This is a genomic window from Vogesella indigofera (genome assembly GCF_003633895.1).
GTDB classification, from domain to species: Bacteria; Pseudomonadota; Gammaproteobacteria; order Burkholderiales; family Chromobacteriaceae; genus Vogesella; species Vogesella indigofera.
In genome coordinates, this window is the sequence record NZ_RBID01000013.1 from 114,608 (window position 1) to 140,005 (window position 25,398).

Genomic DNA, 25,398 nt, shown 5'->3' on the forward strand with positions numbered 1-25,398 from the left:
ATAGGCAAACGCCCGTACCGGGGGGTACGGGCGTTCAGCGGCAAGCGGGCAGATGCCAGCCTTAGCCGGTCAGTTTTTCCAGCGCTTCGCGGTACTTGGCGGCGGTCTTCTCGCGCACCTCCAGCGGTACCGCCGGGGCCGGCGCCTGCTTGTTCCAGCCGGAGGCTTCCAGCCAGTCGCGCACGAACTGCTTGTCGAACGACGGCGGATTGGTGCCTTCGGCATAGCTGTCGGCCGGCCAGAAACGGCTGGAATCCGGCGTCAGCGCCTCGTCCATCAGCGTCAGGGTGCCGTCTTCGTCGAGGCCGAATTCGAACTTGGTGTCGCAGATGATGATGCCACGCTTGGCCGCGAATTCGGACGCGGTCTGGTACAGCAGGATGGCGGTGTCGCGTACCTTGGCCGCCAGCTCGGCGCCGACGATGGCCTCGCACTGCGCGAAGGTGATGTTCTCGTCGTGATCGCCCACTGCCGCCTTGGTCGACGGCGTGAAGATCGGCTGCGGCAGCTTGCTGGACTCCTTCAGCCCGGCCGGCAGCGCGATGCCGCACACGGTGCCGGACTTCTGATATTCCTTCCAGCCGGAACCGGCCAGGTAGCCGCGCACCACGGCCTCGATCATCACCGGCTTCAGGCGCTTGGCCACCACGCCGCGGCCGGCCACCAGCGGCAGGTCTTCCGCCGACACCACGTCTTCCGGCTTGTCGCCGGTCAGGTGGTTGGGCACCACGTCCTTCAGCGTCTCGAACCAGAAGTTGGAGATCGCGGTCAGGATCTGGCCCTTGCCCGGAATCGGGTCGTCCAGGATCACGTCGAACGCCGACAGGCGGTCGGAGGCGATCATCAGCATGCGTTTGTCGTCGATCTCGTACAGATCGCGCACCTTGCCGGAATAGATTTTCTTCAGGCTGGTGAGAGTGGTATTGGTTGCGGTCATGGTAATTCCTTCAATCAAAAAACTGCATGTCCTGATAGGGACGTATCCTGCATGCCGCCAGACGGCTGGCGAGTGAGCCCACATGTAGCTCCAGCTGGTGGCCATCCGGGTCGAGAAAATAAAACGACTCGCCCTCGCTGCGGTTATCACGCCAGCAATGGACTCCGGCACGCTGAAGGCGCGCCACCCACAGCGAAAACTGCGCCTCGGCAACACCAAATGCATAATGCGTATAGCCAGCCTGCGGCGGCCCCTGCCAGTCATCCCGCGACAGGCACAGCCACAGTCCACCCAGCGTCAGGTAGCCGCCAGCAGCCCAACGAGCCTCCGGTTTCGCACCCAGCACGGCGGTATAGAACTGCCAGGCACGCTCCAGATCGCTTACTGCCAGAGTCAGGTGATTCAAACCTTGCAGCGTCATGCATCGACTCATGAAAAAGACGATGCCTTATCGGCACCGCCTGATTTCTTACAAGGTATCCTTCAGCGCGCGCGCCTGGTCCAGCGCGTCGTCAACGTTGGCCGCGAGCACGGTGAAGTGCCCCATCTTGCGGCCGGCACGCGCCTCTTTCTTGCCGTACAGGTGCAGGTGGGCGTTCGGTGCTTCCATCAGTACGTCCCACAGCGGCTCGCCGCCGTCCTCGCGCCACACGTCGCCCAGCAGGTTGACCATCACCACCGGCGACAGCAGCTCGGTACGGCCCGGCAACAGGCCGCACATGGCGCGCACCTGCTGCTGGTACTGGTCGGTGACGCAGGCGTCGATGGTGTAGTGGCCGGAGTTGTGCGGCCGCGGCGCGATCTCGTTCACCACCAGGCTGTCGTCGGCGAGCACGAAGAATTCCACCGCCAGCACGCCGATGTAGTCCAGCGCCTCGGCCAGCTGCACCGCGTAATCCTGCGCCTGTGCGGCCAAGGTCGGGCTGATGCGCGCCGGCACGATGGACTCGTCGAGAATGCCGTTCTTGTGGATGTTCTCCGACACCGGGAACACCGCCACCTGCGCCGCGCTTACGCGGGTGACGATGGCGGACACTTCCAGCTTCAGGTCCAGCATCTTTTCCAGCACGCAGGCCTGGCCGCCGAGGTCGGCGTAGGCGGCGCGGGCTTCGTCGGCGGTCTTGACCCGCACCTGGCCCTTGCCGTCGTAACCGAGACGCGCGGTCTTGAGGATGCCCGGCAGGTAGGGTGCCAGCTCGACCTGGATGTCGGCGACGCTCTCGATGGCCAGATACGGTGCGGTCGGCAGGCCGGCCTTGTTGATCCAGCTCTTCTCGGCGATGCGGTCCTGGGCGATGGCCACGCAGTCGCCGGACGGCGACACGCGCGTGGTTTTCGCCAGCGCGCGCATCGCGTCGGCGTTGACGTTCTCGAATTCGGTGGTTACCGCGGCGCAGCTTGCGGCCAACGTTTGCAACGCGGCGGCGTCATTGAACGGCGCACACAGGTGCACGTCGGCAAAGTCGGCGGCCGGCGCATTGGCGTCCGGGTCCAGCACGGTGACGCGATAGCCCATGCGCTTGGCGGCGGTAACGAACATGCGGCCCAGCTGGCCGCCGCCGAGTATGCCCAGCATCGCCGGGGGCAGGATGGCCGCCATGTCAGTCCACCTCCGGCAGGCTCATCGCCAGCACGGTCTGTTCCTGTTGCTTGCGGAAGGCCTTCAGCTTGTCCGCCAGTTCCGGCTGCGCATTGCCCAGCATCGCCACCGCGAACAGCGCGGCATTGGCGGCACCGGCTTCGCCGATGGCGAAGGTGGCCACCGGAATGCCCTTCGGCATCTGCACGATGGACAGCAGCGAATCTTCGCCGCGCAGGTATTTGGACGGCACCGGTACACCCAGCACCGGAACGTGGGTCTTGGCGGCCAGCATGCCCGGCAGGTGCGCGGCACCGCCGGCGCCGGCGATGATGGCCTTCAGGCCACGCGCTTCGGCTTCTTCGGCGTACTGGAACAGCAGGTCGGGAGTGCGGTGCGCGGAGACGACGCGGGTTTCGAACGCGACACCGAAGTCCTTCAGCACGCGCGCGGCGTTCTGCATGACTTCCCAGTCGCTGTTGCTACCCATCACGATGCCAACTTCGATCATGGAGGCGGGTTCCATCAAGGAGGGGAAAAACGCGATTTTACCTGATTCGGCAAGGGCTTGCCGAGCTGACTTGCAGCCGGCACCCGCGCCGGCGCCACAAAAAAAGCGGCCAATGGCCGCTTTTGACGTTTTCGGCGCGCCGGCAGGCCGCTACGTTACAGTTTTGCCAGCCGCTCGCGCGCCTTGGTCGCCGCCGCGCTGTTCGGGTACAGCTTGAGCAGCTTGCGCAGGGTGACCTTGGCCTGGTCCTTCTGCTGCAGCTCGATCTGGTTTTCCGCCATCAGCCGCAGCGCCTCCGGCGCCCGCACGTGCGCCGGATACTGCTCGGCAAAACGGCGGTGGATGTCGATGGCGGCGTCGTACTGCTTGAGGTAGGTGTGCGCCACCCCCAGCCAGTAGCTGGCTTCCTGCGCCTCGCTGTTGGCCGGGAACTTGTCCATCACCGCCTTCAGCTCCGGCACCGCGCGGGCAAACTCGCGGTTGCGCAGCGTCGCCAGCGCCTTGTTCAGCGCATCCTGCGCCGGGCTGACCAGTGGTGCCGCCGGACTGGCGCCGGCCTCCGCCTCGCCACTCGCCGCCGGGTTGCTGGCCGGCTGCTCCAGCTTGCCCAGGCGCAGGTCGAGGTCGGCGTACAGGTCGTTCTGCCGCTTCAGCACTTCGCCCTGCTGGTGCTGCAGCATCTCGTTCTGGCCGCGCAGTGCCGCCATTTCGCTGCGCAGGGTGGCCACTTCCTTGACCAGGTCCAGCAGCCGCTCGTTGGACAGCCGCGCCTCGACCTCGGTCAGCCGCGCGCTGGTCTGCTGCTTGGCGGCGTCCAGTTCGCGGCGGGTCTGTTCGATATCGCTGGTGGTGGCACAGGCGCCCAGCAGCAGGCTGAGGGCGGCGACGGGCAACAGGCGGGGCAAGCTCATGGTGGCATCCTGAAAAACAGCGCGGGACGACGTGGCGCCATCCCGCAACCGGGTCAACACATTACTGCGGGTAGACGAAGTCGGCGCGGCGGTTTTCGGCGTTGGCCGCTTCGCTGTCACCCTCGGCACGCGGTTTTTCCTTGCCGAAGCTGACCGCCTCGATCTGCACCGGCTTCACGCCCAGCACTTCCAGCGACTGCTTCACGCTTTCGGCACGGCGCTGGCCCAGCGCCAGGTTGTACTCGCGGCTGCCGCGGGCGTCGGTATTGCCCTGCACCAGCACCTTGCTGCTGAAGCGGTTGAGGAAGGCGGCATTGCCTTCCACCACGCCGCGCTGGTCGTCTTTCACCACCGACTGATCGAAGTCGAAGTACACGCTGTGACCGTTGAGCAGCGCCTGCGCGCTGCGCTGGTCCGGCGCCGCCTTCACCGCTGCCGCCAGTTGCGCGGCGCTGACCTTGCCACCCTGCAGCACCGGCTCGCTGCCGGTGACATCGACGGTGGCCACGCTCGGTGCGCTCGGCACGGTGGCGGCCGGCGGGTTGCTGACGACCGGCGCCGGGGTGCTGGCACACGCGGCCAGCAGCGCCGCCGCGATGGCGACGATAAACGGTGATTTTTTCATTCGGCTCTCCTGCATCGGATGGGATGGATTAACTGGCAACATGATGCGCGTACCGCCGGCAGCGCATCAAGGATTGAATGGCCCCCAGGCCGGATCCTGCACCTGGCCGCCGAGAGTGCCCAGCCGCACGCGGCCGGGATAGGCGGTGGCGGCGGCGTACAGCACGCTGCGGCCGCCCTCTTCGCTGGCGTACAGCACCATCTTGCCGTTGGGGGCGAAGCTTGGCGATTCGTCGAAGGCGCTGTTGCTGATCAGGCGGTTGTCGCCGCTGGCCAGATCGAGCAGCATCACCTTGAAACGGCCGCCTTCGCGGCGGACGTAGGCGATCTGGCGCCCATCGGGAGAGAACGTCGGCGACACGTTATAGTTCCCCTCGAAGGTGACTCGGCGGGCGTTGCGGCCGCCGTCCAGCGCCTGCACGTACAGCTGCGGGCTGCCGCTGCGGTCGGACACGAACACGATCTGGCGACCGTCCGGGCTGAACGCCGGCTCGGTGTCGATGGCGTCGCTATAGGAAAAACGCTGCACGCCACCGCCGTCGGCATTGATCAGGTACACCTGCGAGTTGCCGCTGGTGGTCAGCACCACCGCCAGCCGCCGCCCGTCCGGGCTCCACACCGGCGCCGAGTTGCTGCCGCGGAAATTGGCCAGCACGCGGCGCTGGCCGCTGACCAGGTCCTGCACGTAGATCACCGGCTTTTGCTGCTCGAAGGAGACATAGGCCAGCCGCGTGCCGTCCGGGCTCCACGCCGGCGACATGATAGGCAGGCGCGAGCGCAGCACCGTCTGCGCGCGGCGGCCGTCCATGTCGGCGATCTGCAGCCGGTATTCCTTGCCGCTCTGGGTGATGTAGGCGATGCGGCTGGAGAACAGGCTCTTTTCGCCCAGCAGCGCCTCGTACACCATGTCCGCCATGCGGTGCGCCATGTCGCGCAGCTGCTCCGGCGCCAGATCGAATTCCGCGCTCAGCTTCTGTTCGCGCGGGCTGATGGTGTCGGCCCAGAACGTCAGCCGCACCCGCTCGCCGCTGAGGCTGACCAGCTTGCCATACACCACCGCGCGCGCGCCGCGCTGCTGCCACGCCGCGGCGTTCAGCTGTGCCGGTGCCGCCAGCGCGTCGCCGGCGGCGGTTTCCAGCAGGCTGAAGGCGCCGGTCATCGCCAGATCGCTCTTCACCGTCGCGGTGATCGCCTCCGGCAGCAGGCTCTCGCCCTGCAGCGGTACGATCGCCACCGGGTAACGGTTGCTGCCGCCACCGATCACTTCCACGCTGAGGTCGGCGCGGGCAAGGTTGGCCGCAGCGGTCATGCTCAGCAGCAACAGGGCAAACAGGCGCGGCCAGAAGCCGGAGACGGTGGCGGACAAGGCATTACTCCTTAGGACGGAAAGACATGGTCACGCGCCGGTAATCGGCAAACGCCGCACCCTTGGGCAACGGCGGGAAGCGGCGCATCTCGCGCACGGCGGCTTGTACCGCCTCATCGTACAGGCTGTTGCCGCTGCTGCGCAGCAGGCGGATCTGGCGCACTTCCAGCGACGGCAGGATCTCGATCTGCAACACCACCTCCGGGTTGCCTTTCAGCGCGTCGGGGATGACCACGTAGGGGCGCACGCGGTTGCTCAGCGTCTGCGCGTACAGCGCCTTGGCGTCGGCCACGCCATGGCTGCTGCCGCCGGCGAAGCCGCCCTGGCCGCCATGCTGGCTCTGCTTGGCGTTGCCGGGGCCGGGGGGCAGGTCCAGCTCCGCCAGCAGATCGTTGTCCGCGCTTGGCGCCGGCTTGCTCGCGGGTTTGGCGGCCGGCTTGGCAGTGGGCACGCTGGCCTTGGCTGGCGCAGTCTCCGCTTTGACGGTCTTGGCCGGCACCTTCTCTGGCACTTTTTCCACTGGTTTCGGCTTGGGCTGCGGTTTTTCCGTGGCCACCGGGGGCGGCGGCGCTTTGTGCTGCGGCAGCGGGCGGCTGGCCTTCAGCTTGATGTCGGCATCGGCCAGTAAGGGGGTGGCGGCCTGTGCCACCGGCGCGGCCGGCGGGGCGGCACGCACTGGCGCCGCCGGTGTCGGAGCAGCCGACGCGCCACCGGCCCACAGCTCCACCGCCAGCGGTGGCGGCGTGTACACCGGCGTCGGCGCGTACAGCCACCACAATGGCAGCAGCAGCGCCAGATGCAGCAGCAGCGACATGCCCCACGCGCCGTAACCGATGGCGCCAGTCTGCGGCGACATCAGTTGCCCTGCCGTACCGTCAGCGCGACGCGGGTGATGCCGGCCTGGTGCAGGCGGTCGGCCACCTTCACCACGTCGCTGTACTTGAGATCGCGGTGCGCGGTGACCACCACCGGGCGATTGTCGCGCAGCCGCGCCTTGACCTCGGCCACCAGCGCGTCAAGGTTGGCCGCAGGCTCGCGTTTGCCGCCCTCACCCAGCAGGTAGCGGCCGTCAGCCTCGATGCTGATTTCCAGCGGCGTGCTGTCCACCTGCGCGGCGCGAGTGACGCTGGGCACCTCGATCACGCCGGGGGTGAACATCGGTGCCGTCACCATGAAGATCACCAGCAGCACCAGCATCACGTCGATATAGGGGACGACGTTCATCTGGTTCATCATTCGGCGCGGGCGTCGCTGCAGCATCGGACATTCCTGTGGCTAGAAGGGGCGGCCGGCACGGCGGGCCGCCGGAGAAACGGGTAATGACAGACCACCGCGGCACGGCATCGGTTCCGCGGCGCCGGCATCAGCGGCGGGTAAGCAGGGTCATGCCGTCGCCGATCGGCAGTACCGACATCACCACCCGCGGGTCGTGTTTCAGGCTGGCATTGAAGGCCTGCATCGCCCGCACTGCCGGCGGGTCACCCGGCTTGGGACTGACCACACGACCGTTCAGGAAAATATTGTCGACCGCGATCACGCCGCCGGGGCGCACCAGCTGCAGGCAGGCTTCATAGTACTGCGGGTAGCTGGTCTTGTCGGCATCGATGAAGGCGAGGTCGAAGCTGCCGGCCTGGCCGTCGTCCAGCAGCATCTGCAGCGTCTGCACCGCCGGCTGCACGTAGAGTGCGATGCTGTCCTCGACCCCGGCCTGGCGCCAGTAGTCGCGGGCGATGGTGGTGAATTCGACGCTCATGTCGCAGGCCACGGTACGGCCCTGCTCGCCCATGGCCAGCGCCACGGTCAGCGCGCTGTAGCCGGTGAACACGCCGATCTCCAGGTAGCGGCGCACGCCGAGCAGTTTGACCAACCAGGCGAGGAACTGCCCCTGCTCCGGGGAAATCTGCATCTTGGCCATGCGGTGGGTGGCGGTGAACTCGCGCAGCGCGGTCTGCACCGGGTGCTCGGTGACGCCGATCTGCAGCAGGTAGGCGGCAAGCTGGTCGTCAACGGCGATGGTCGTGCGGGTCATGCTTTACTCCAGAAAAGCACAACGCCCTTGCGGGCGTTGGTCGGCGATACGGCGGGCGTGATGCTCAGTCCGGCTGGTACACGTACGGCTTTTGCGGCACCTTGGACGCGTTCCAGCGACGCAGGTCCTCCAGATCCAGCTTGCGATCCCACCAGGTCAGGCGCAGCTCGCGGCGTTCGCTCTCTACCTGCGGGTTTTTCGCCAGGAAATCGTTCATGAATTGGGTGAATTCGGACTGGTACATGGTATGACCCCGGAAAATGATGCCCTGATTGTACTGCAAAACCGCGCCGCTTTCAGCTGTCGGCGAGGGAAAGGCCGCGTGCCAGCCGCCAGCGGAACCGCGCGCCGACCAGCAGCAGGCCTAGCAGCAGCAGCCACACCAGCAGCAGCGGCAGCCACAGCGAAATGCGGAAATCGCTGCCGCGCAGCGGCCGCTGCAGGCTGAGCCAGTAGCGCTGCTCGCCGACGATCACCACCTCGCGCACCTGCAGCATCGCCGGCCACGCCACCGCCGGGTGCGCATCGCCCATCAGCTGCAACGCACGGCCGATATCCGGCTCCGCCAGCGCCGGCAGCCAGCGCTGCGGCCGCAGCCACAGCGCGATGAAACGCCGGTCGCCGGCACGCGCCAGCGGGTAGATGCTCAGCAGCTGCGCCTGCTCGCCCTCGCCCTGCAGCATCTGCACCTGCGGCTGGCCCTGGCGCAGGCGGCCAAGGTTGGCCGCCACCGCCGGCTGCCGCGCCAGATCCTGCCACGGCACCACGCCGGCACCGAGGCGCAGCGGCACCACCTGCGTCACCAGCAGGCCGTCCTCGCTGTCACGCAGCAGCGCCACCCGCTCCAGCGCCGGAAAGCGCTGCAGCACCATGCCCGCCTGCCACGCCGGGATCTGCTCGCCGGGGGTGGTGGCGAACTGCTGCGCCAGCTCCAGCAGATGCTGGTGCAGCTGCAGCAGGTCGCGCGTCAGCAGCGCCGACTGCTGCTGCGCCTGCCGCTGCAGTGCCTGCTCGGCATCGGCGCGGCTGGCTTCCAGCGCCAGAAAGCCACTGCTGAGCACCAGCGCCAGCCAGCCCAGCAGCAGCAGCGCCAGCTGCAGGCTGCGGCCAACCCTGGCCAGCGGCGCGCTCAGAGCAGGAACTCCCGCTTGTCGTGCTGCTCGATCAGCAACCGCCACGCCTGCATCAGCTTCTGCAGCTTGTTGTTGGTCGGCGCTACCTGCCGCACCTTCTGCAGGTAGTCGTAGGCCTGGCGCACGTGGCTTTCATGCCAGCCCTTGAGGTGTACCTGGGCGATGACGGCGTTGACCAGGTTCAGCATCAGCTGGATGCTGTCCGGCATCTCCTGCAGCGCCTGCTGGAACATGGCGATCGCCTTGTCGTGCTCGCCGGCCTGCGCCTCGCGCACCGCCTTGTTGTTGAGGTCGACCATGCCCTGCACGTTGTGCATGATCAGGTCGGCGCCGGCGTCGGCCATGCCCAGCTGGTCGAACATGGTCGACAGCCGCTGCAGCAGCAGCTCGTTGTCGTGGTTGTTGCGGATCAGCTGGCTGGCGACGCCGTCGCCGAGCACCTTCTGCCCCTGCGCGTAACAGGTGCGCGCGAACTCCATTTTTTCCTCGGCCGACAGCTGGTCCAGCTGCGGCAGGCGCTCGGCGGCGGACTGCAGCAGCTTTTCCGCCTGCTGCTTGTTGCCGCTGTGCTGCTGGATCTGGCTGTCGAGCACGTCGGCCATCCACTCGCCTTCCGGCTTGTACTTGTAGTCGCGGCGCAGCGAGGCCAGCGTCTTCATCGCCTCGCCCTTCTCGCCGCAGGCCAGCTGCGTGCGCGCCAGTGTCGCGTACAGTACCGGGTTGCGGTGCCAGCTGGCCTTGGACAGCTCCAGCGTGGTGCCGTAGGCGTCCTTCGCCTGCGCCAGGTCACCGTTTTCCAGCGCCACCTCGGCCAGCGCCTTGTGGCGGCGTACCGTCGCCGGCGACAGCTCGGTGGCGCGCTTGAGCACCTGCTGCGCCTGCGCCAGCTCGTGGTTGCCCTGGTACAGCCGCGCCAGCCAGTCGTAGGCCTCCATCACGTGCTCGTTTTCCATCACGATGTGGTGGAACATCGCCAGCGCCGGCTCCACCTGCTTCAGCGAGGCCAGCGACTTGGCCATGCCCAGCTGCGCCCACGGCAGTTCGCGGATCTTCAGCACCTGCTCGTACAGCGCGCGCGCGGTGTCGTAGTCGCCGATCTTCAGGCTCAGGCTGCCCTTCAGCTTCATGAAATCGAGGGTGAACTCGCTGCGCTCGCCGATCTTCTTGTTGCAGGCGTCGATGGCGGCCAGGTACTCGTGGTTCATCAGCGCCTCGTCGACGAAACGGAAGGCGTCGCGGCGGCGCATCGCGCGCTCCAGCCGCTCGGCCAGCACCTCGCCGGTGAACGGCTTCAGCAGGTAGTCGTCCGGCACCAGCTCGGCGGCGGAGATCACCTTGGCCGCGCGGCGCTCACCGCTGACGATCATGAACACGCAGGACTGCTTCAGCAGGTTGCGCTCCTTCGCCTCCTCCAGCAGGTAGAGGCCGTCATTGCCGGTGCCGAGGTCGAAATCGCACAGCACCACGTCGAAGTCGTAGCGCATCAGTTTCACCAGCGCGTCGCTGGCCTTGCCGGCGTACTCCACCTTCTCGGCGCCGAACGACGCCAGCGTCATCGCCAGCGCGCGCTGCATCTCCGGCACGCTGTCGACGATCAGGAACTGCTTCTTGGCGTAAGGATTGCTGTATTCCTTGTGATGCCGGCTTTTCTGCACGCTGGTGATGGCGTTGAAGGTCGAGGAGTGGATCGGCTGCTCGCTCATGCTCTGAATTCCCCTTTGCCGCCGTGGCGGACAGCGCTTACTGCGCGCTGAGTTTGTCTTTGGCGTAACGCAAATCCAGCCACTTGATGCCGTGCTCGGCAAAATTGATCTGCAGGCGCACATCGTCGCCGGCGCCCTCGGCATTGATCACCACGCCGTCGCCGAACTTGGTGTGGTGCAGGCCCTGCCCCATCTTCCAGCCGCCAAGGTTGGCCGCCAGCGGCGCCGCCGCGATGCGACCCTGCGCGTAGCCGTCGCGCGCCGGCACCGCCGTCTTTTTCACGGTAGCAGACAAAGTCTGCAACAGCTCGGCCGGCAGCTCGTCGACAAAGCGCGAACGGATCGGGTAGCGGCTCTGGCCGTGCAGCATGCGGCTTTGCGCGCAGGACAGGTACAGGCGCTTGCGCGCGCGCGTCATCGCCACGTACATCAGCCGCCGCTCCTCCTCCAGCCCCTTGCCGTCGTTCATGCTGTTCTCGTGCGGGAACAGCCCCTCTTCCAGCCCGCCGACGAACACCGCATCGAACTCCAGCCCCTTGGCCGCGTGCACCGTCATCAGCTGCAGCGCGTCGGCGCCGGCGTCGGCCTGGTGGTCGCCGGCTTCCAGGCTGGCCTGGGTCAGGAATTCGATCACCGCCATCGCCGGCTCCTGCGGCAGGAAGCCCAGCGCGGCGTTGACCAGTTCGTCGAGGTTGGCGAGGCGCTCCTCGCCGTCCTTGCGGTCGGCCTCGTACATCGCGCGCAGGCCGGACGCGTCGATGATCAGGCTGATGGTTTCCGCCAGGCTCAGCGCCTCGCAGCGCTGGCGCAGGCTGTCGATCAGGCGCACGAACTCGGCCAGTTTGCCAGCGGTGCGGCCGCCGCCGGCGCCGCACAGCGCCTGCCACAGGCTGACGCCCTGCTCGCGGCTGGCGGTCTGCAGGTTTTCCACGCTGCGCGCACCGATGCCGCGCGCCGGCACGTTGATCACGCGCAGCAGCGCGTTGTCGTCCTCGGGATTGGCGACCAGCCGCAGATAGGCCAGCGCGTGCTTGATCTCCTGCCGCTCGAAGAAGCGCAGCCCGCCGTAGATGCGGTAGGCGACGCCACTTTGCACCAGCACGTGTTCGAGGATGCGCGACTGCGCGTTGGAGCGGTACAGCACCGCCATGTCGGCCAGGTTCCAGCCGTCGCGCGCCAGTGCCTTGACCTCGTCGACGATGAACTGCGCCTCCTCGCCATCGGAGTAGGCCTCATACAGGCGGATCTTGTCGCCGGGGCCGGCGTCGGTCCACAGGCTCTTGCCGAGACGGCCGTCGTTGCGCTCGATCAGCGCGTTGGCCGCGTCCAGAATGGTGCCGGCCGAGCGGTAGTTCTGCTCCAGCCGGATCGGGCCGGTCACGCCGTAATCGGACAGCAGCGCGCGCATGTTGCCGACCTCGGCGCCGCGGAAGGCGTAGATCGACTGGTCGTCGTCGCCGACCGCGAACAGCGCGTTGTCCGGCCCGGCCAAGAGCTTCAGCCACGCGTACTGCAGGCGGTTGGTGTCCTGGAACTCGTCGACCAGCACGAAGCGGAAGCGGTTGCGGTAGTGCTCGGACAGCGCGGCATTGCGGCTGAGCACCTCGTAGCTGCGCAGCAGCAGCTCGGCGAAATCGACCACGCCTTCACGCTGGCACTGCGCGTCGTAGGCGGCGTACAGCTCGATCAGCTTGCGGGTGTACGGGTCGTGCGCCGACAGCTCGCCGGCGCGCACGCCGGACTCCTTCTGGCCGTTGATGAACTGCTGCACCTGCTTGGGCGGGAATTTCTCGTCGGAGATGTCGAGGCTCTTCAGCAGGCGCTTGATCGCCGACGACTGGTCGCCGGAATCGAGAATCTGGAAGGTCTGCGGCAGGCCGGCGTCGCGGTAGTGCACGCGCAGGAAGCGGTTGCACAGGCCGTGGAAGGTGCCGATCCACATCGTCCTGACGTTGACCGGGATCATCGCCGCCAGCCGCGTCTGCATCTCGCGCGCCGCCTTGTTGGTAAAGGTCACCGCCAGGATGCCGGCCGGGCTGGTCTGCCCGGTCTGCAGCAGCCAGGCGATGCGCGTGGTCAGCACCCGCGTCTTGCCGCTGCCGGCGCCGGCCAGCACCAGCGCGCTCTTGGCGGGCCAGGTGACGGCGGAGAGTTGTTCGGGATTGAGACCGGCGAGCAGATCGTTATTCATGGGGCAGGCTTTGAGGTGACGCGCAAAACGCCGATTCTACACCACCACCCGCCCGCACAAGGTTGGCCGCAACGCATTGCGGCCAACCTTGTCGCCACCGGCGCGCTCAATGGGCGTGAAAAAAGCCGTGCCGGCCGGCGCTGACGCGATCCGGTGCGCCCTGCCGCCGCGCGCGGATGCCGTCCCACGCCTTCTCGTGGAAGTAGTAGGCGACGGTATTCACCAGCGGCTCGACCAGTGCCAGCAGGCTGGCGATGCCGAAGCTGCCGGTCAGCAGATAGGCCACCGTGAACGCCACGCTGAAGTGGCAAATGGCGAAAGTGATGGTCTTGAGCATGATGGCCTCCCGGCTGACTGGCGATGTGGTACAGGGGGATGATAGCCAGTCGCATTCAATAGTTAAAATTGAATGTTTTTAGCCAATCGATAGCCAAGATTCGGATCGGGATGCCGTGCCCGCAGCCAGGCAAGGCGGCGACCGCGGGGGGAGGCAATTGCGGCAGTAAACCCCGTCGCCCGTGGTCGGCCGCGCGCAGGCAACAGGATGCGGCTCAGCCGGTGCACGACAGGCAAAAAACGTGGCCGCCAGGCAGCAAGGCCGGCGGCCACATTGTTGGCTACGCGCGCCACCCAAACAGCGGGAGTGCCGGCGCTCGGCCGGCGGCCAGGGGTGGCCGCACGCCGCAGTCGTTCAGGTCTTGACGCCCAGTTCGCGCAGGCGCTCGTCGAGGTAGGCACCGGCGCTGTAGCGCGCCGACAGCACCACCTCGTCGCGCGGGTGCAGGAACAGCGGCAGCGACACCCGGCTCTTTCTCGCGCCGTCGCCGGTCGGGTTCACCACGCGGTGCTGGGTGGACGGGTAGTAGCCCTGCGACGCTTCCTGCAGCATGTCGCCGATGTTGATGATCAGCATGCCGAAGTCGCACGGCACGTCGATCCAGTTGCCGTCCATGTCCTGCACCTGCAGCCCCGGCTCGTTGGCGGCCGGCAGGATGGTCAGCAGGTTGATGTCGCCGTGCGCGGCGGCGCGCAGTGAGCCGGCCGGCTCGTCGCCGGTCAGCGGCGGATAACGCAGCACGCGCAGCAGCGTCTTGTTGCTGCCCTTTATCATGCCGGACAGCGGCTCGCTGTAGTTGGCCGCAATCGCGGGCGGCGTGTACTGCTCCACCCAGCCCAGCAGCTCGGCCGCCAGCGCGTTGGCGGTGTCGTAGTACTGCATCGCGTCGGCCTTGAGCTGCGCCGGGATGCGCCCCCACGGGTAGACATGGAAGTATTCCTTGATGTCCTTCTGCGTCGCGCCCTTGGCGGTTTCCGAGATCGCGGTGGAGAAATAGCCGTCCTGCTTCTCGACCGAGAACGCGTAGTCGTGCTTTTGCTCGCTGTCGAAGAAGGCCAGCCAGTCGCGGTAGATGCTTTCCACCAGCTGCTGCGGGATGGGGTGGTTGACCAGCACGCCGAAGCCGGTTTCGTGCAGGCTGCGGGTGAATTGGGCTGCCGCATCGGCGGCGCGGTAGTCTACAACGCGTACATTCATGGGAAGGGTTCCCTTGCTGAAAGTGACCGTCAGGCAATATCGGGACGGGACACGGCGGCGATTCTACACAGCCGCGCCCGCGCACGAAAGCACCCGATTTAATTTACCAATGTCATTTACATTGCCCGTCACGCCACATTTTGCAGCATTCATGCCATAACCATAGCACGCCGCCGGCGCGCCGCTGATGCCCGCTCACCCGCCGCGGCCCGGGCAAGGCGCCGGCGGGTAGTCTCCGCGTTGCGGCCAACCTTTGCGGCGCTGGCAGAGACGGCGGTCATGCAACGCCGCAGCAGGACAAAAAAAAAACGGCAAGCCGCCTGGCTTGCCGTCGGGAGTGACTGCGCGACGCGGCTTATACGCGCTGGTCCATGTCCAGGGCCGGGGTGCCCGGCCCCAGCTGCGCCACCACCTTGGCCGGTACGCCGGCCACCGTGGTGTGCGGCGGCACGTCGTCCAGCACCACGCTGCCGGCACCGACCTTGGCACACTCGCCGACGCGCAGGTTGCCGAGGATCGCAGCACCGGCGCCGATCATCACGCCATCGCCGATTTTCGGGTGACGGTCGCCGCGCTCCTTGCCGGAGCCGCCCAGCGTCACGCCGTGCAGGATGGACACATTGTTGCCGATCACCGCGGTTTCACCGACCACCACGCCGGTACCGTGATCCAGCATCACGCCCTCACCGATGCGCGCCGCCGGGTGAATATCGGCGCTCATTACTTCGGAGATGCGGTTTTGCAGGAAATACGCCAGTGTCTTTCTGTCCTGCTGCCACAGCCAGTGGGTGATGCGCTGGCTTTGCAGCGCATGGAAGCCCTTGAAGTACAGCAGCGGCGTGGAGTAGCGGTCGCAGGCCGGATCGCGGTCGTAGCAGGCGCTGATGTCGGCGCGCATCGCGCGGCTGATCTGCGGATCGGCGGCCAGCGCCTCGCGGAACAGCTCCAGCAGCGCGCGGGCGTCCATTACCGGGCTGGCCAGCTTGCTGGACAGGTGGAAGGCCAGCACGTCTTCCAGCGTGCTGTGCCGCAATACCGTCATGTGCAGGAAACTGGCCAGCAGCGGTTCGTCACGCACCGCCTGTTCGGTTTCCTGCAGGATGGCGAGCCACAAGGGATCGCGGTTTGCTTCGCTCATTTCTACTGCCTTTCTGTTGCTGCCACCCTGCCAACGTGGCGGCAGCCCTGCTGCTTTACAACAGCCACACTTACAGCAACACCACGTCAAACTGTTCCTGGCTGTAGGTGGCCTCCACCGACAGCGAGATCGGCTTGCCGATGAAGTCGATCAGCATCGCCAGACTCTGCGATTCCTCGTCCAGCAGCATGTCGATCACGCTCTGCGACGCCAGGATGCGGAAGCCCTTGGCCTCGAAGCGGCGCGTCTCGCGCACGATCTCGCGCTGGATCTCGTAACACACCGTCTGCGCGGTCTTGATCTCGCCGCGGCCCTGACACACCGGACACGACTCGCACAGCACGTGCGCCAGGCTCTCGCGGGTGCGCTTGCGCGTCACCTCCACCAGCCCCAAGCTGGTGAAGCCGTTCAGCGTCACGCGGGTGCGGTCGCGCGCCAGCGCCTTGGCCAGCTCCGCCAGCACCGCCTCGCGGTGTTCGGCGTTATCCATGTCGATGAAGTCGACGATGATGATGCCGCCGAGGTTACGCAGCCGCAGCTGGCGCGCCAGTGCCAGCGTCGCTTCCAGGTTGGTCTTGTAGATGGTCTCGTCGAAGTTGCGGTTGCCGACAAAACCGCCAGTGTTGACGTCGATGGTGGTCATCGCCTCGGTCTGGTCGATGATCAGGTAGCCGCCGAACTTCAGGTTGACGCGGCGCGACAGCGCCTTCTCGATCTCGGTCTCGATGCCGTGCAGCTCGAACAGCGGCCGCTCGCCGCTGTAGCGCTCGATCTTGTCCACCGCCGACTGCACGTAGGCCTCGGCAAATTCGACCATCCTGCCGTAGTTCTCGGTGGAGTCGACGATCACCTTTTCGGTATGGTCGCTGACCATGTCGCGCAGCACGCGCACCGCCAGCGGCAGATCGTCGTACAGCAGGCTCTTGGCCGGCAGATGCTGCGACTTGTAGCGGATGTCCGACCACAGCTTGGACAGGTACTCGACGTCGGCACGCAGCTCTTCGTCGGTGGCGGTCTCGGCACTGGTGCGGATGATGTAGCCGCGCGGGCTGCCGTCCGGCAGCAGCTTTTCCAGCCGCGCCTTCAGCGACAGGCGGTCGGCCTCGACCTCGATCTTCTGCGAGATGCCGATGTGTTCTTCCTGCGGCAGGTGCACCAGGAAACGGCCGGCGAGGCTGATCTGCGTCGACAGCCGTGCGCCCTTGGTGCCGATCGGATCCTTGATCACCTGCACCAGCACGGTCTGGCCCTCGAACAGCATCTTCTCGATGCGCTGCGGCTCGCTCGGGTGCTGGCGCTGTTCCAGCACGTCGGCGATGTGCAGGAAGGCGGCGCGCTCGAAGCCGATCTCGATGAAGGCGCTCTGCATGCCGGGCAGCACGCGCTTGACCTGGCCCAGATAGATGTTGCCGACGATGCCGCGGCTGGCGGCGCGCTCGATGTGCAGCTCCTGCACCACGGCGTCTTCCAGCACCGCGACCCGGGTTTCCTGCGGCGTGATGTTGACCAGGATCTGCTCTTTCGGACGCGGCAGATCGCGTGGCAGGGGAATCGGTTGTTGCAGCATGGTGGCCTTTCGCGCTCAGGGCAGGGTGATGTCAAAGGCCGCCAGCAGTTGCGCGGTTTCAAAGACGGGCAGACCGACGACGCCGGTGAAACTGCCGGAAATGTGCTGCACGAAAACCGAGGCCTTACCCTGAATACCATAGGCACCGGCCTTGTCGAATGGTTCGCCGGTATCGAGATAGCGCTCGATCTCGGCGTCAGTCAGCGGCTTGAAGGTGACATCGGTGCAGCTGGTGGCGATCTCGGTGCGCTCGCCCTCGCGAATCGCCACGCTGGTCAGCACTTGGTGGGTGCGCCCGGAAAAGGCGCGCAGCATGCGGAAGGCGTCGTCGGCGTCGGTCGGCTTGCCGAAGATCTCGCCGTCCAGCACCACGGTGGTGTCGGCCGACAGCAGCGGCCGCGACGGCAGCCCCAGTGCCTGTGCCACGCTCCAGCCGGCGGCGGCCTTGTCGCGCGCCAGACGCTGGGTGTAGCCGACGGCGTCCTCGCCCGGCTGCACCGTCTCGTCGACGTCGGCGTGCACGCGCTCCAGCTGGAAACCAAGTTGTTCGAGGATCTCGCGGCGGCGCGGGCTGCCGGAGGCCAGATAAAGACGGATCTTTCGGGAATTCATGAGCGGGCAATCTGCAAAGGGAAACGCAATGACCACAAGATTACCAGAGCGGGCCAGTGCCGGATATGTTGGCCGCGTGCGCTGGCAGGCGGCCGGCGGCACGCCGCGTTGCGGCCAACCTTGTGCGCCACCAAGCGGCCATCGCGCGCGGCTGTCATTTCATACAACATAAAAAATGTCGTTTCACTCGAAAAACATTGTGACAAATCAGAAAAGTGGCAATATCGCCTCTCTGATCTATAAGTCATGAAAAAATACAGCCCGCACGGCATCTTCCCCACTGCAATAACAAGGATGGCGACCCCATGAAACTGCTGCACGACATCAGCCTGCGCACCAAGCTGGCCTGCCTGTTCCTGCTCCTGAACATCGTCACGGTGCTGGCATTCAGCACCCACACCTACCTGCGCAGCAGCGAACAGGCGATGGCGCTGATCGATACCCGCCTCAACGCCAGCGCGCGCGCGGTGCCGGCCCTGCTCGGCGACCAGTTCCTCGCCAGCATGTTCAGCCCCGGCAGCATCAGCCAGGCGCAGATGGTCAGCAACGCCCGCAAGCTGGACGCCTATGCCAAACAGTTCAACGTGGTGTATCTGTACCTGTTGTGGCAAAAGGACGGCAAGATCGTCTATCTCGCCGACGGCGCCGGCGAGAAGGAGCTGAAGGAGAACTCCTTCGGCCACCATCTGGAAGAGTACGAGCCCAGCGAGGGCCTGAAGCGCAGCTTCCAGCAGCACAGCATCGAATTCGACGAATACACCGACAAGTACGGCACCTTCCGCTCGGTGTTCATCCCGCAGACCATCGGCGGGCAGCAGGTGGTGATCGCCGCCGACATCCTGCTTTCCGACGCGCTGGCCTCGCGCCAGCGGGTGCTGGAGGAAACCCTGTTCATCGGCGGCCTGAGCCTCTTGCTCGGCACCCTGATCGCGTGGTGGCTGTCCGGCCTGGTATCGCGCGCCATCCTGCGCATCTCTAGCCACATCGCGCTGCACGCCGAGGAATGCCAGCTGAACGCGCCGCTGCACCCGCAGGGCCGCGACGAGATCGCGCAGATCGCGCACAGCTTCAACCTGCTGTGCCAGCGTTTCCGCGACACCCTGCTCGATGTCGCCAGCCACGCCCGCGACACCTTCCACAGCGCCGAAAACGTGCGCCAGAACGCGCACGACACGCAAAGTTCCAGCAGCAGCAGCCGCGAACAGCTGAGCCAGCTGGCGCAGCGCAGCGAGCGCATCCACGGTCTGGCGGAAAACAGCCGCCACACCATCGACGAGGTGCAGCAGCACCTGGAAGCGGTACAGCAGCAGCTGCAGCAGTCGCGCAGCCAGGTCGGGGTGATGGCAGAGGACATGCAGAGCCACGTCGCCGCCAACCGCGAGCTGGCACAGCGCTTTGACGCGCTGTCCAGCGACGTGCAGCACATCACCCAGATCCTGCAGCGCATCGCCGGCATCTCGGAGCAGACCAACCTGCTGGCGCTGAACGCGGCGATCGAGGCGGCGCGGGCCGGCGAGGCCGGACGCGGCTTTGCCGTGGTTGCCGACGAGGTGCGCAAGCTGGCCGGCCAGACGCAGAACACGCTGTCGGAGACCGACAGCTTTGTCGCCAAGCTGCTGAACACCATCCACGATACCGCCGGCATCATCACCCACCAGGCCGACGAGGCCGCCACCCTGTCCGGCACCTCTACCGCGATGGAGCAGGCACTGGAACAGACGCGGCAGGTGCTGGCATCGCTGGAAAGCCGCTTCGGCCAGATCGTCAGCGAGCAGCAGTCGATCCGCAACGACCTGCAGCAGATGCACCACGGCATGCAGCAGCTGGATCAGCAAAGCACGCAACAGGGGCAGACCAGCCAGCAGCTGTCGGACGAGGCCGGCAGCCTGGAACAGACCGCGCGCCTGCTCAACCTGTCGCTGGCGCGCTTCAAGATGTAACGATCAGTTACCTGTCATTTTGCTTTTGATCTAATCTGGAGACTCCGCCCCGCCAATGACAGAACGGTACCGCATGCTGCGCTTGCTCCTGATCTGCTGTCTGTTCGCGACCGCCGCCGGTGCCGACATCGTGCGGCTGGCCGTCGGCCTCGCCAAACCGCCGTATGTCGAGGCGGGCGGCAACAGCGGGCTGGAGGTAGCGCTGGCGCTGGCCACGCTGCGGCTGGCCGGCCACCAGCCGCTGGTGGTGCAGCTGCCGCAGGCGCGCGGGCTGGCGATGCTGGACAGTGGCCGGGTCGATGCCATGCTGTCGCTGGTGCCGGGGTCGCTGGAAGGGGTGTTCTATTCGCAGCCGCTGCTGCACTACCGCAACCGCGCCATCGTGCTGCAGGGCAGCGGCATCGTGCTGACGCAGCTGTCGCAGCTGGCGCAATACCGGGTGGTGGCGTTCCAGAACGCGCGCCGACTGCTCGGCGACGACTTCCGCCGCACGGTGGAACGCGCGCCCAGCTACGCCGAGCAGGGCGACCAGGACATCCAGAACAAGATGCTGTTCAATCACCGCGTCGACGTGGTAATCGGCGACGAGCTGATCTTCCACGCCAATCCGACGCAGCGCGACCTCAACAACCGCAGCCAGGCGGTACTCAGCTACGCGCTGTTCCCCAGCTCGCCGCGCCATGTCGGCTTTCGCCGCGAGCGCCTGCGCCAGGACTTCGACAACGCGCTGCTGCAGCTGAAAGGCAGCGGCGAGTACGAGCGCATCCAGCAGTTCTACCGCGACAAGTACCAGCTGCCGCGCAATTAGAACCTGTTCAAGGTCTCGCGAGCTAGAGCGAGACAAGGCAAAAACGCCTGAGGAAGCGGAGTTGACATGGGGTCAATGAGCATTCCGAAGGCGTTTTTAACGCCGTATCGCCGAAGCGCAGCAGACATTGAACAGGTTCTTAGCGTTTGGCCGTGCGCGCCAGCTGGTTCAGCACCTGCGATGCGGCGAACAGGCCGAAGCTGGCGGTCACCACCACGCTGGCGCCAAAGCCGGCGCAGGACAGCCCCTGCGGCCCGCGCGCCTCGCCCACCTCACCCACCTCGCAGGCCGCCGCCTGCGGATACACCAGCGGCTCGGTGGAATACACGCACGGCACCCCCAGCTTCTTGCCCGGCTCGCGGCTAAAGCCGTGATGACGGCGCAGGTTGTAGCGCAGCTTGGACAGCAGCGGGTCTTCCGTCACCTGCGCAAGATCGGCCAGCGCGATGCGCGACGGGTCCATCTGGCCGCCGGCGCCACCGGAGACCACGAACTTCTGCCGCCGCCGCACACACCACGCCGCAATCGCGGTCTTGATCTTCAGGCTGTCGATGCAGTCGATGATGTAGTCGTAGCCTTGCCCCAACAGTTGCTCCAGATTGTCCTCGGTGACGAAGTCTTCCACCTCGGTCACCACACAGGCGGGGTTGATGGCGCGCACACGCTCGGCCAGCGCGGTCACCTTGGCCATGCCGTAGTACGGATCCAGCGCCGGTAGCTGGCGGTTGGTGTTGGACTCGGCGATATTGTCGAGGTCGATCAGCGTCAGGCGGCCGATGCCGCTGCGCGCCAGCGCCTCCACCGCCCACGAGCCGACGCCGCCGACGCCGATCACGCAGACGTTGGCCGCAGCAAAACGCTGCAACGCCGCGTCACCATACAAACGGGCAATACCGCCAAAGCGGCGTTCCAGATCGGCACTCATCTTCGCTCGACATTCATCAGGAAAAAACGGCCAAGCATACCGAAAACGCCCCCCTGCTGCCAAGGCGGACACTGTCGGTGCAAACAGCCCTTGCCAAGGCAAATCGTTGATCTACCATGAAAATTCTGCCCCCGCATCCTGCAGGCGGCAGCGACAACCGGGAGATTGCGCATGAAGTTGCCGCGTTTTGACATCGATCTGGACAAGCACTACAAGGCCACGGTGGTGATTGCCTGCCCGCAGTGCAGCCACCAGACCCGCCAGCACCTGGCCAGCCTGGCCCCCGACCAGCCGCTGCGCTGTAGCTGCGGCGCCGACATCAGCATGCCCGGCAGCGCGCTGGCGGCCGCCCGGCAACAGGCCGACGCCATCAAGGCCGCCTACCACGTTCGCTGACCCCGCGCGGAACACACTGATCCGAAATAGGCCTCTACAGGCTCGATGACGGCTGGCACAATCGTGTCATTGCCGATCAACCCCGACACGGCAGCCCCACGGCTGCCGTGTGTCATTGGAGCCCGCCATGTCCGTGCTTGACGTCCGCAGCGACACCGTAACCCAGCCCACCCTCGCCATGCGCCAGGCCATGTTCGACGCCGTGGTCGGCGACGACGTCTACGGCGACGACCCCACCGTGCGCGAGCTGGAAACGTTGGCCGCACGCATTCTCGGCAAGGAAGCCGCGCTGTTCGTGCCGTCCGGCAACTTCGGCAACCAGCTGGCGCTGTACACCCACTGCCAGCGCGGCGACGAAGTCATCCTCGGCGACGACTGCCACATCGTGTGGCACGAAACCGGCGGCGCGGCGGTGATCGCCGGCGTGCAGCTGCGCACCATCGCCAGCAGCGACGGCGTACTGCGCGCCGACGAGGTGAAAAAACGCATCCGTGTCGGTGACGACATCCACTGGCCGCGCACCGGGCTGATCTGCGTCGAGAACGCACACAGCAACGGCCGCGTCATCCCGCTGGCCGCGATGCAGGCGGTGTGGGACGTCGCGCAGCAGCATGGCGTGCCGGTGCATCTGGACGGCGCCCGCGTGTTCAACGCCGCGGTGCATCTGGGCTGCGAGGTGCGCGACATCACCCAGTACTGCGACACGGTGATGTGCTGCCTGTCCAAAGGCTTGGCCGCGCCGGTCGGCTCCATCCTCGCCGGCCCGGCCGCCTTCATCGCCCGCGCCCGCAAGAACCGCAAGCTGCTCGGCGGCGGCCTGCGCCAAGCTGGCGTGCTCGCCGCCCCCGGCATCCTGGCGCTGACCGAGATGGTAGAACGCCTGCCGGAAGACCACGCCAACGCCCGCTACCTGGCCGAGCAACTGGCCGCGCTGCCCGGCATCGACGTCAATCTGGACGACGTGCACATCAACATGGTGTGGTTCCGCCTGCCTGAGACGCTGGACAGCGGCAAACTGATGGCGGCGCTGCTTGATGCCGGCATCAAGGCCAACGGCCCCGAGCACGGCCTGATGCGGCTGGTGACGCACTGGCAGATCGGCCGCGCCGACATCGACCGCATCGTCGCCGTGTTCGCCAGCGTACTGGCGGCATGACGCTCACCCTCGCGCTGGCACTGTTCGCGGCGGCGTTTGCCGCCGGCGCGCTCAACGCCGTCGCCGGTGGCGGCACGCTGCTCACCTTCCCGGCGCTGGTCGCCGCCGGCCTGCCGCCCATCGTCGCCAACGCCACCAGCTCGGTATCGCAATGGCCGGGCTACGTCGCCAGCAGCCTCGCCTTCCGCCGCGAGCTCGCCGGCCAGCGCCAGTTTGCCGGCATGAGCGGCGCCAGCCTCGCCGGCGGCCTGCTCGGCGCCTGGCTGGTGACGGTGGTATCACCACGGCTGTTCGACGTGCTGATCCCGTGGCTGATCCTGCTCGCCACCGCCATGTTCGCCTTCAGCAGCACGCTGACGCGCTGGATGGGCAGGCACGCGGCCAACGTTGGCCGCAGCCGCGGCGGGCTACTGGCCGGCCAGCTGCTGGTCTCGGTGTACGGCGGCTTCTTCGGCGGCGGCATGGGCATCATGATGCTGGCGCTGTACAGCCTGTTCGCGCTGGACACGCTGACACGGATGAACGCGCTGAAAACCTGGCTGTCGGTGGTGATCTCCGGCGTGGCGGTGGTGACCTTCATCGTCGCCGGCATCGTCGACTGGCCGGCCGCCAGCGTGATGCTGGCCGGCACCATTGCCGGCGGCGTGGCCGGCGCCCGCCTCGCCCGCCGCCTGCCGGCCATCTGGCTCAAGCGCGTGGTGGTGGCACTGGGCAGCGTGCTGACGCTGGCGTTTTTCTGGAAGGTTTATGGCTGAGGCGGCGGCCAAGGTTGGCCGCAGTGGGTGGGGGCAGGCCAAAACCGTCGGTCACGCACCATCGCATGGCTGCCGTCGGCCAAGAGCAGTTAGCCCTAGAGTGTGAGGAGCAGACATTCGGATGACTGCTTGACTGAGTAACCTGCCGAACAATCTGTGCGCGCAGTTCGGCCTAAGCAGTCATTCCTTGCAGCAATGATCAACGGCTGCTTTACACAAAATTCCGGACATGCTCCGTGGAGCCTAGTCATTGTCATAGAAAAACTCTGATGAACCCATGTTTGCTTTTTCATCATCAGAGTACGGGTCATTGTCCATACACTCATTTTCGTACCGAGCCTCTTCTTCCTCCCGACGCTCCTCCTCTTTCCAGTCCTCATACACTTCGTCGTACTCATCATCTTCGTAGTCGTTTGACATTTTCATTCCTTTCTTAATCTAGGCGAACAAGTATAGAAGTCATGATCCCACCGACCATCGTGATAGCGACCCCAAAGGTCTCCCATGTTCATCGCTAGAAATTTTTGCATCAAATTTGCTTTCTTGCGGGTCAATGAGCATGCGCTACGGTAACAACCGTGCCGTCGCCTGCTATCACGGCATAGCAGTTCCAGTACTTATCAAGAGCTTTCGCAAGAGGCCCCATAAATGCCTCTGCTAGTCGCCTTCCTTTCTTGTCAAAACGAACCTTTCTGCCACCGGAGTAGGTTCGATCCTCACTGCCGAAACGCTCAAGAAGATCAACCACGATCAGAGGGATACCTCGCTGTTGCGAGCGAGACTTTGCATGTGCTGACCACTTCATTTTTGACCTCCTTGACTTGTATTAGCAGCATTGGTCACAGTATACAAACCCTAAAACGGGTAGTAAATGCAGTTTTTTATGTGAATTTAAATTTAAATTATTATTTAAGCATTGATAGTGCTTATTTTAATCCGTTATCGGTGGTATGCTGGCGTTTATCTACTTTTGCTTGGATGCGTATGACTGCGAATAGAAAAGTGGCCCAGTATGGGGCTGTCCTGATGTACCTCTTAGTTGTCGAACGCAAGAACAAAGGGGGAGATGTCAATAGGGGTGGCTTCTCCCAAGGAGAAGTTGCAGAAGCTGCAGGTCTCAGCCAATCGACATGGGCACGCATGGAGAAAGGAGAAGGTGCGGTGCAGCTAGACTACATCGCAACTGTTGCCCCAATGTTTGGACATTCCATACTGGATATGGTGAAAGCGGCAGATGTGCTTTGTTCTGTTCTAGAAGACGAAGGATTGCCGGTCCGTGGCTATGGGTACAAGGATTACCGCCACCTTAGTGCAAATATGGAAGTTGCAACCGTCGATGAAATTCAGGATGCCTACACAAGAGCAGAGTTAGGTAGAGCTTTTGTGCTCTTTTCAGCTAAGTTTGGCGGCATCGTGTCTACGTTGTTAACGTATGAGAAAAATCCGGAAGCTTTCCGTTCGCTCATGCGCCAGAACAGAGAGCAACTATCCGTGGTAACAAAAGCTGGCTTTACCGTATGAAGTAAGATCATTTCACAGTGCGCCAAGGGCCGGCTAATGGCGGCTTCCAATTGAAAGCGAAT

The 25,398-nt window shown here is 65.4% G+C and carries 28 protein-coding genes; 6 read left to right on the top strand and 22 right to left on the bottom strand.

What is annotated here, in order from left to right:
• Positions 1-61: 61 nt before the first annotated feature.
• From C8E02_RS06685 to C8E02_RS06775, 19 genes are all read right to left on the bottom strand, one after another.
• Positions 62-937 carry a phosphoribosylaminoimidazolesuccinocarboxamide synthase gene (locus tag C8E02_RS06685; RefSeq protein ID WP_120810190.1) on the bottom strand — a complete coding sequence of 292 codons (876 nt, stop codon included), beginning with the start codon at positions 935-937 and terminating at the stop codon, positions 62-64.
• Between the two features lie 10 nt (positions 938-947).
• The gene (gene fos, locus C8E02_RS06690) at positions 948-1,358 is read right to left on the bottom strand and encodes a fosfomycin resistance glutathione transferase (protein ID WP_120810191.1); all 411 of its coding nucleotides are present in this window, start codon (positions 1,356-1,358) and stop codon (positions 948-950) included.
• 48 nt (positions 1,359-1,406) lie between these two features.
• On the bottom strand, positions 1,407-2,537 hold the full coding sequence (locus C8E02_RS06695; protein ID WP_120810192.1) for a 5-(carboxyamino)imidazole ribonucleotide synthase: 1,131 nt from the start codon (positions 2,535-2,537) through the stop codon (positions 1,407-1,409).
• Position 2,538: 1 nt separating this feature from the next.
• Positions 2,539-3,027: a 5-(carboxyamino)imidazole ribonucleotide mutase gene (gene purE, locus C8E02_RS06700; protein WP_120810193.1), complete on the bottom strand. Its 489-nt coding sequence runs from the start codon at positions 3,025-3,027 to the stop codon at positions 2,539-2,541.
• 155 nt (positions 3,028-3,182) lie between these two features.
• Positions 3,183-3,938, bottom strand: a complete 756-nt coding sequence (locus tag C8E02_RS06705) for a YbgF trimerization domain-containing protein (protein ID WP_053068098.1) — start codon at positions 3,936-3,938, stop codon at positions 3,183-3,185.
• 61 nt (positions 3,939-3,999) lie between these two features.
• Positions 4,000-4,563: an OmpA family protein gene (locus C8E02_RS06710; protein WP_120810194.1), complete on the bottom strand. Its 564-nt coding sequence runs from the start codon at positions 4,561-4,563 to the stop codon at positions 4,000-4,002.
• A gap of 66 nt (positions 4,564-4,629) precedes the next feature.
• Positions 4,630-5,928, bottom strand: a complete 1,299-nt coding sequence (tolB, locus tag C8E02_RS06715) for a Tol-Pal system beta propeller repeat protein TolB (protein ID WP_245961093.1) — start codon at positions 5,926-5,928, stop codon at positions 4,630-4,632.
• 4 nt (positions 5,929-5,932) lie between these two features.
• Positions 5,933-6,784 (bottom strand): cell envelope integrity protein TolA, encoded by an 852-nt coding sequence (gene tolA / locus C8E02_RS06720; protein ID WP_120810195.1) that lies wholly within the window; start codon positions 6,782-6,784, stop codon positions 5,933-5,935.
• Complete coding sequence (locus tag C8E02_RS06725) at positions 6,784-7,188, bottom strand: ExbD/TolR family protein (protein WP_120810196.1); 405 nt, start codon at positions 7,186-7,188, stop codon at positions 6,784-6,786. Before C8E02_RS06725 ends, tolA begins: the two co-directional genes overlap by 1 nt.
• A 103-nt stretch (positions 7,189-7,291) precedes the next feature.
• Entirely contained in the window at positions 7,292-7,957 is a 666-nt protein-coding gene (locus tag C8E02_RS06730; RefSeq protein WP_047966643.1) for a class I SAM-dependent methyltransferase, read from the bottom strand.
• Between the two features lie 64 nt (positions 7,958-8,021).
• Positions 8,022-8,201, bottom strand: a complete 180-nt coding sequence (locus C8E02_RS06735; protein WP_047966672.1) for a DUF3460 family protein — start codon at positions 8,199-8,201, stop codon at positions 8,022-8,024.
• A gap of 52 nt (positions 8,202-8,253) precedes the next feature.
• Positions 8,254-9,135 carry a hypothetical protein gene (locus C8E02_RS06740; RefSeq protein ID WP_120810197.1) on the bottom strand — a complete coding sequence of 294 codons (882 nt, stop codon included), beginning with the start codon at positions 9,133-9,135 and terminating at the stop codon, positions 8,254-8,256.
• Positions 9,087-10,793, bottom strand: coding sequence for a response regulator (locus C8E02_RS06745; protein ID WP_120810198.1), 1,707 nt, complete (start codon positions 10,791-10,793; stop codon positions 9,087-9,089). Before C8E02_RS06745 ends, C8E02_RS06740 begins: the two co-directional genes overlap by 49 nt.
• A gap of 37 nt (positions 10,794-10,830) precedes the next feature.
• On the bottom strand, positions 10,831-12,984 hold the full coding sequence (locus C8E02_RS06750; protein WP_120810199.1) for a UvrD-helicase domain-containing protein: 2,154 nt from the start codon (positions 12,982-12,984) through the stop codon (positions 10,831-10,833).
• Between the two features lie 106 nt (positions 12,985-13,090).
• Positions 13,091-13,321 carry a DUF2061 domain-containing protein gene (locus tag C8E02_RS06755; protein WP_120810200.1) on the bottom strand — a complete coding sequence of 77 codons (231 nt, stop codon included), beginning with the start codon at positions 13,319-13,321 and terminating at the stop codon, positions 13,091-13,093.
• Positions 13,322-13,675: 354 nt separating this feature from the next.
• Positions 13,676-14,518 carry an isopenicillin N synthase family dioxygenase gene (locus C8E02_RS06760; RefSeq protein WP_120810201.1) on the bottom strand — a complete coding sequence of 281 codons (843 nt, stop codon included), beginning with the start codon at positions 14,516-14,518 and terminating at the stop codon, positions 13,676-13,678.
• A gap of 355 nt (positions 14,519-14,873) precedes the next feature.
• Positions 14,874-15,656, bottom strand: a complete 783-nt coding sequence (cysE, locus tag C8E02_RS06765; protein ID WP_047966649.1) for a serine O-acetyltransferase — start codon at positions 15,654-15,656, stop codon at positions 14,874-14,876.
• A gap of 70 nt (positions 15,657-15,726) precedes the next feature.
• The gene (gene rng / locus C8E02_RS06770) at positions 15,727-17,223 is read right to left on the bottom strand and encodes a ribonuclease G (protein WP_047966650.1); all 1,497 of its coding nucleotides are present in this window, start codon (positions 17,221-17,223) and stop codon (positions 15,727-15,729) included.
• Between the two features lie 15 nt (positions 17,224-17,238).
• Positions 17,239-17,835, bottom strand: coding sequence for a Maf family protein (locus C8E02_RS06775; RefSeq protein ID WP_120810202.1), 597 nt, complete (start codon positions 17,833-17,835; stop codon positions 17,239-17,241).
• A 305-nt stretch (positions 17,836-18,140) separates the two neighbouring features.
• Here C8E02_RS06775 and C8E02_RS06780 point away from each other — a divergent pair, with 305 nt between their 5' ends.
• Both C8E02_RS06780 and C8E02_RS06785 read left to right on the top strand, forming a co-directional pair.
• Positions 18,141-19,775 carry a methyl-accepting chemotaxis protein gene (locus C8E02_RS06780; protein ID WP_120810203.1) on the top strand — a complete coding sequence of 545 codons (1,635 nt, stop codon included), beginning with the start codon at positions 18,141-18,143 and terminating at the stop codon, positions 19,773-19,775.
• Between the two features lie 73 nt (positions 19,776-19,848).
• Positions 19,849-20,583, top strand: a complete 735-nt coding sequence (locus C8E02_RS06785; protein WP_047966673.1) for a substrate-binding periplasmic protein — start codon at positions 19,849-19,851, stop codon at positions 20,581-20,583.
• 139 nt (positions 20,584-20,722) lie between these two features.
• On the opposite strand, the gene tcdA is transcribed toward C8E02_RS06785, so the two are convergent.
• Positions 20,723-21,508 carry a tRNA cyclic N6-threonylcarbamoyladenosine(37) synthase TcdA gene (gene tcdA, locus C8E02_RS06790; RefSeq protein WP_120810204.1) on the bottom strand — a complete coding sequence of 262 codons (786 nt, stop codon included), beginning with the start codon at positions 21,506-21,508 and terminating at the stop codon, positions 20,723-20,725.
• A 171-nt stretch (positions 21,509-21,679) separates the two neighbouring features.
• Between tcdA and C8E02_RS06795 the strand changes: the two genes are divergently transcribed.
• From C8E02_RS06795 to C8E02_RS06805, 3 genes are all read left to right on the top strand, one after another.
• On the top strand, positions 21,680-21,904 hold the full coding sequence (locus C8E02_RS06795) for a hypothetical protein (RefSeq protein WP_047966654.1): 225 nt from the start codon (positions 21,680-21,682) through the stop codon (positions 21,902-21,904).
• Between the two features lie 127 nt (positions 21,905-22,031).
• Positions 22,032-23,060: a low-specificity L-threonine aldolase gene (gene ltaE, locus C8E02_RS06800; RefSeq protein WP_120810205.1), complete on the top strand. Its 1,029-nt coding sequence runs from the start codon at positions 22,032-22,034 to the stop codon at positions 23,058-23,060.
• Entirely contained in the window at positions 23,057-23,815 is a 759-nt protein-coding gene (locus C8E02_RS06805) for a sulfite exporter TauE/SafE family protein (protein WP_120810206.1), read from the top strand. Before ltaE ends, C8E02_RS06805 begins: the two co-directional genes overlap by 4 nt.
• Before the next feature lie 243 nt (positions 23,816-24,058).
• On the opposite strand, the gene C8E02_RS17410 is transcribed toward C8E02_RS06805, so the two are convergent.
• Both C8E02_RS17410 and C8E02_RS17415 read right to left on the bottom strand, forming a co-directional pair.
• Entirely contained in the window at positions 24,059-24,235 is a 177-nt protein-coding gene (locus tag C8E02_RS17410; RefSeq protein ID WP_170152119.1) for a hypothetical protein, read from the bottom strand.
• 130 nt (positions 24,236-24,365) lie between these two features.
• The gene (locus C8E02_RS17415; RefSeq protein ID WP_170152120.1) at positions 24,366-24,620 is read right to left on the bottom strand and encodes a hypothetical protein; all 255 of its coding nucleotides are present in this window, start codon (positions 24,618-24,620) and stop codon (positions 24,366-24,368) included.
• Here C8E02_RS17415 and C8E02_RS06815 point away from each other — a divergent pair.
• The gene (locus tag C8E02_RS06815) at positions 24,605-25,336 is read left to right on the top strand and encodes a helix-turn-helix domain-containing protein (protein WP_170152121.1); all 732 of its coding nucleotides are present in this window, start codon (positions 24,605-24,607) and stop codon (positions 25,334-25,336) included. The genes C8E02_RS17415 and C8E02_RS06815 overlap by 16 nt on opposite strands.
• The last annotated feature ends 62 nt before the right edge of the window (positions 25,337-25,398 follow it).

Bases quoted from the DNA above. Each gene is read 5' to 3' on its own strand.
- C8E02_RS06685 (WP_120810190.1), bottom strand. From the start codon at position 937: ATGACCGCAACCAATACCACTCTCACCAGCCTGAAGAAAATCTATTCC.
- fos (WP_120810191.1), bottom strand. From the start codon at position 1,358: ATGACGCTGCAAGGTTTGAATCACCTGACTCTGGCAGTAAGCGATCTG.
- C8E02_RS06695 (WP_120810192.1), bottom strand. From the start codon at position 2,537: ATGGCGGCCATCCTGCCCCCGGCGATGCTGGGCATACTCGGCGGCGGC.
- purE (WP_120810193.1), bottom strand. From the start codon at position 3,027: ATGATCGAAGTTGGCATCGTGATGGGTAGCAACAGCGACTGGGAAGTC.
- C8E02_RS06705 (WP_053068098.1), bottom strand. From the start codon at position 3,938: ATGAGCTTGCCCCGCCTGTTGCCCGTCGCCGCCCTCAGCCTGCTGCTG.
- C8E02_RS06710 (WP_120810194.1), bottom strand. From the start codon at position 4,563: ATGAAAAAATCACCGTTTATCGTCGCCATCGCGGCGGCGCTGCTGGCC.
- tolA (WP_120810195.1), bottom strand. From the start codon at position 6,784: ATGTCGCCGCAGACTGGCGCCATCGGTTACGGCGCGTGGGGCATGTCG.
- C8E02_RS06725 (WP_120810196.1), bottom strand. From the start codon at position 7,188: ATGCTGCAGCGACGCCCGCGCCGAATGATGAACCAGATGAACGTCGTC.
- C8E02_RS06730 (WP_047966643.1), bottom strand. From the start codon at position 7,957: ATGACCCGCACGACCATCGCCGTTGACGACCAGCTTGCCGCCTACCTG.
- C8E02_RS06735 (WP_047966672.1), bottom strand. From the start codon at position 8,201: ATGTACCAGTCCGAATTCACCCAATTCATGAACGATTTCCTGGCGAAA.
- C8E02_RS06745 (WP_120810198.1), bottom strand. From the start codon at position 10,793: ATGAGCGAGCAGCCGATCCACTCCTCGACCTTCAACGCCATCACCAGC.
- C8E02_RS06750 (WP_120810199.1), bottom strand. From the start codon at position 12,984: ATGAATAACGATCTGCTCGCCGGTCTCAATCCCGAACAACTCTCCGCC.
- C8E02_RS06755 (WP_120810200.1), bottom strand. From the start codon at position 13,321: ATGCTCAAGACCATCACTTTCGCCATTTGCCACTTCAGCGTGGCGTTC.
- C8E02_RS06760 (WP_120810201.1), bottom strand. From the start codon at position 14,518: ATGAATGTACGCGTTGTAGACTACCGCGCCGCCGATGCGGCAGCCCAA.
- cysE (WP_047966649.1), bottom strand. From the start codon at position 15,656: ATGAGCGAAGCAAACCGCGATCCCTTGTGGCTCGCCATCCTGCAGGAA.
- rng (WP_047966650.1), bottom strand. From the start codon at position 17,223: ATGCTGCAACAACCGATTCCCCTGCCACGCGATCTGCCGCGTCCGAAA.
- C8E02_RS06775 (WP_120810202.1), bottom strand. From the start codon at position 17,835: ATGAATTCCCGAAAGATCCGTCTTTATCTGGCCTCCGGCAGCCCGCGC.
- C8E02_RS06780 (WP_120810203.1), top strand. From the start codon at position 18,141: ATGAAACTGCTGCACGACATCAGCCTGCGCACCAAGCTGGCCTGCCTG.
- C8E02_RS06785 (WP_047966673.1), top strand. From the start codon at position 19,849: ATGCTGCGCTTGCTCCTGATCTGCTGTCTGTTCGCGACCGCCGCCGGT.
- tcdA (WP_120810204.1), bottom strand. From the start codon at position 21,508: ATGAGTGCCGATCTGGAACGCCGCTTTGGCGGTATTGCCCGTTTGTAT.
- C8E02_RS06795 (WP_047966654.1), top strand. From the start codon at position 21,680: ATGAAGTTGCCGCGTTTTGACATCGATCTGGACAAGCACTACAAGGCC.
- ltaE (WP_120810205.1), top strand. From the start codon at position 22,032: ATGTCCGTGCTTGACGTCCGCAGCGACACCGTAACCCAGCCCACCCTC.
- C8E02_RS06805 (WP_120810206.1), top strand. From the start codon at position 23,057: ATGACGCTCACCCTCGCGCTGGCACTGTTCGCGGCGGCGTTTGCCGCC.
- C8E02_RS17410 (WP_170152119.1), bottom strand. From the start codon at position 24,235: ATGTCAAACGACTACGAAGATGATGAGTACGACGAAGTGTATGAGGAC.
- C8E02_RS17415 (WP_170152120.1), bottom strand. From the start codon at position 24,620: ATGAAGTGGTCAGCACATGCAAAGTCTCGCTCGCAACAGCGAGGTATC.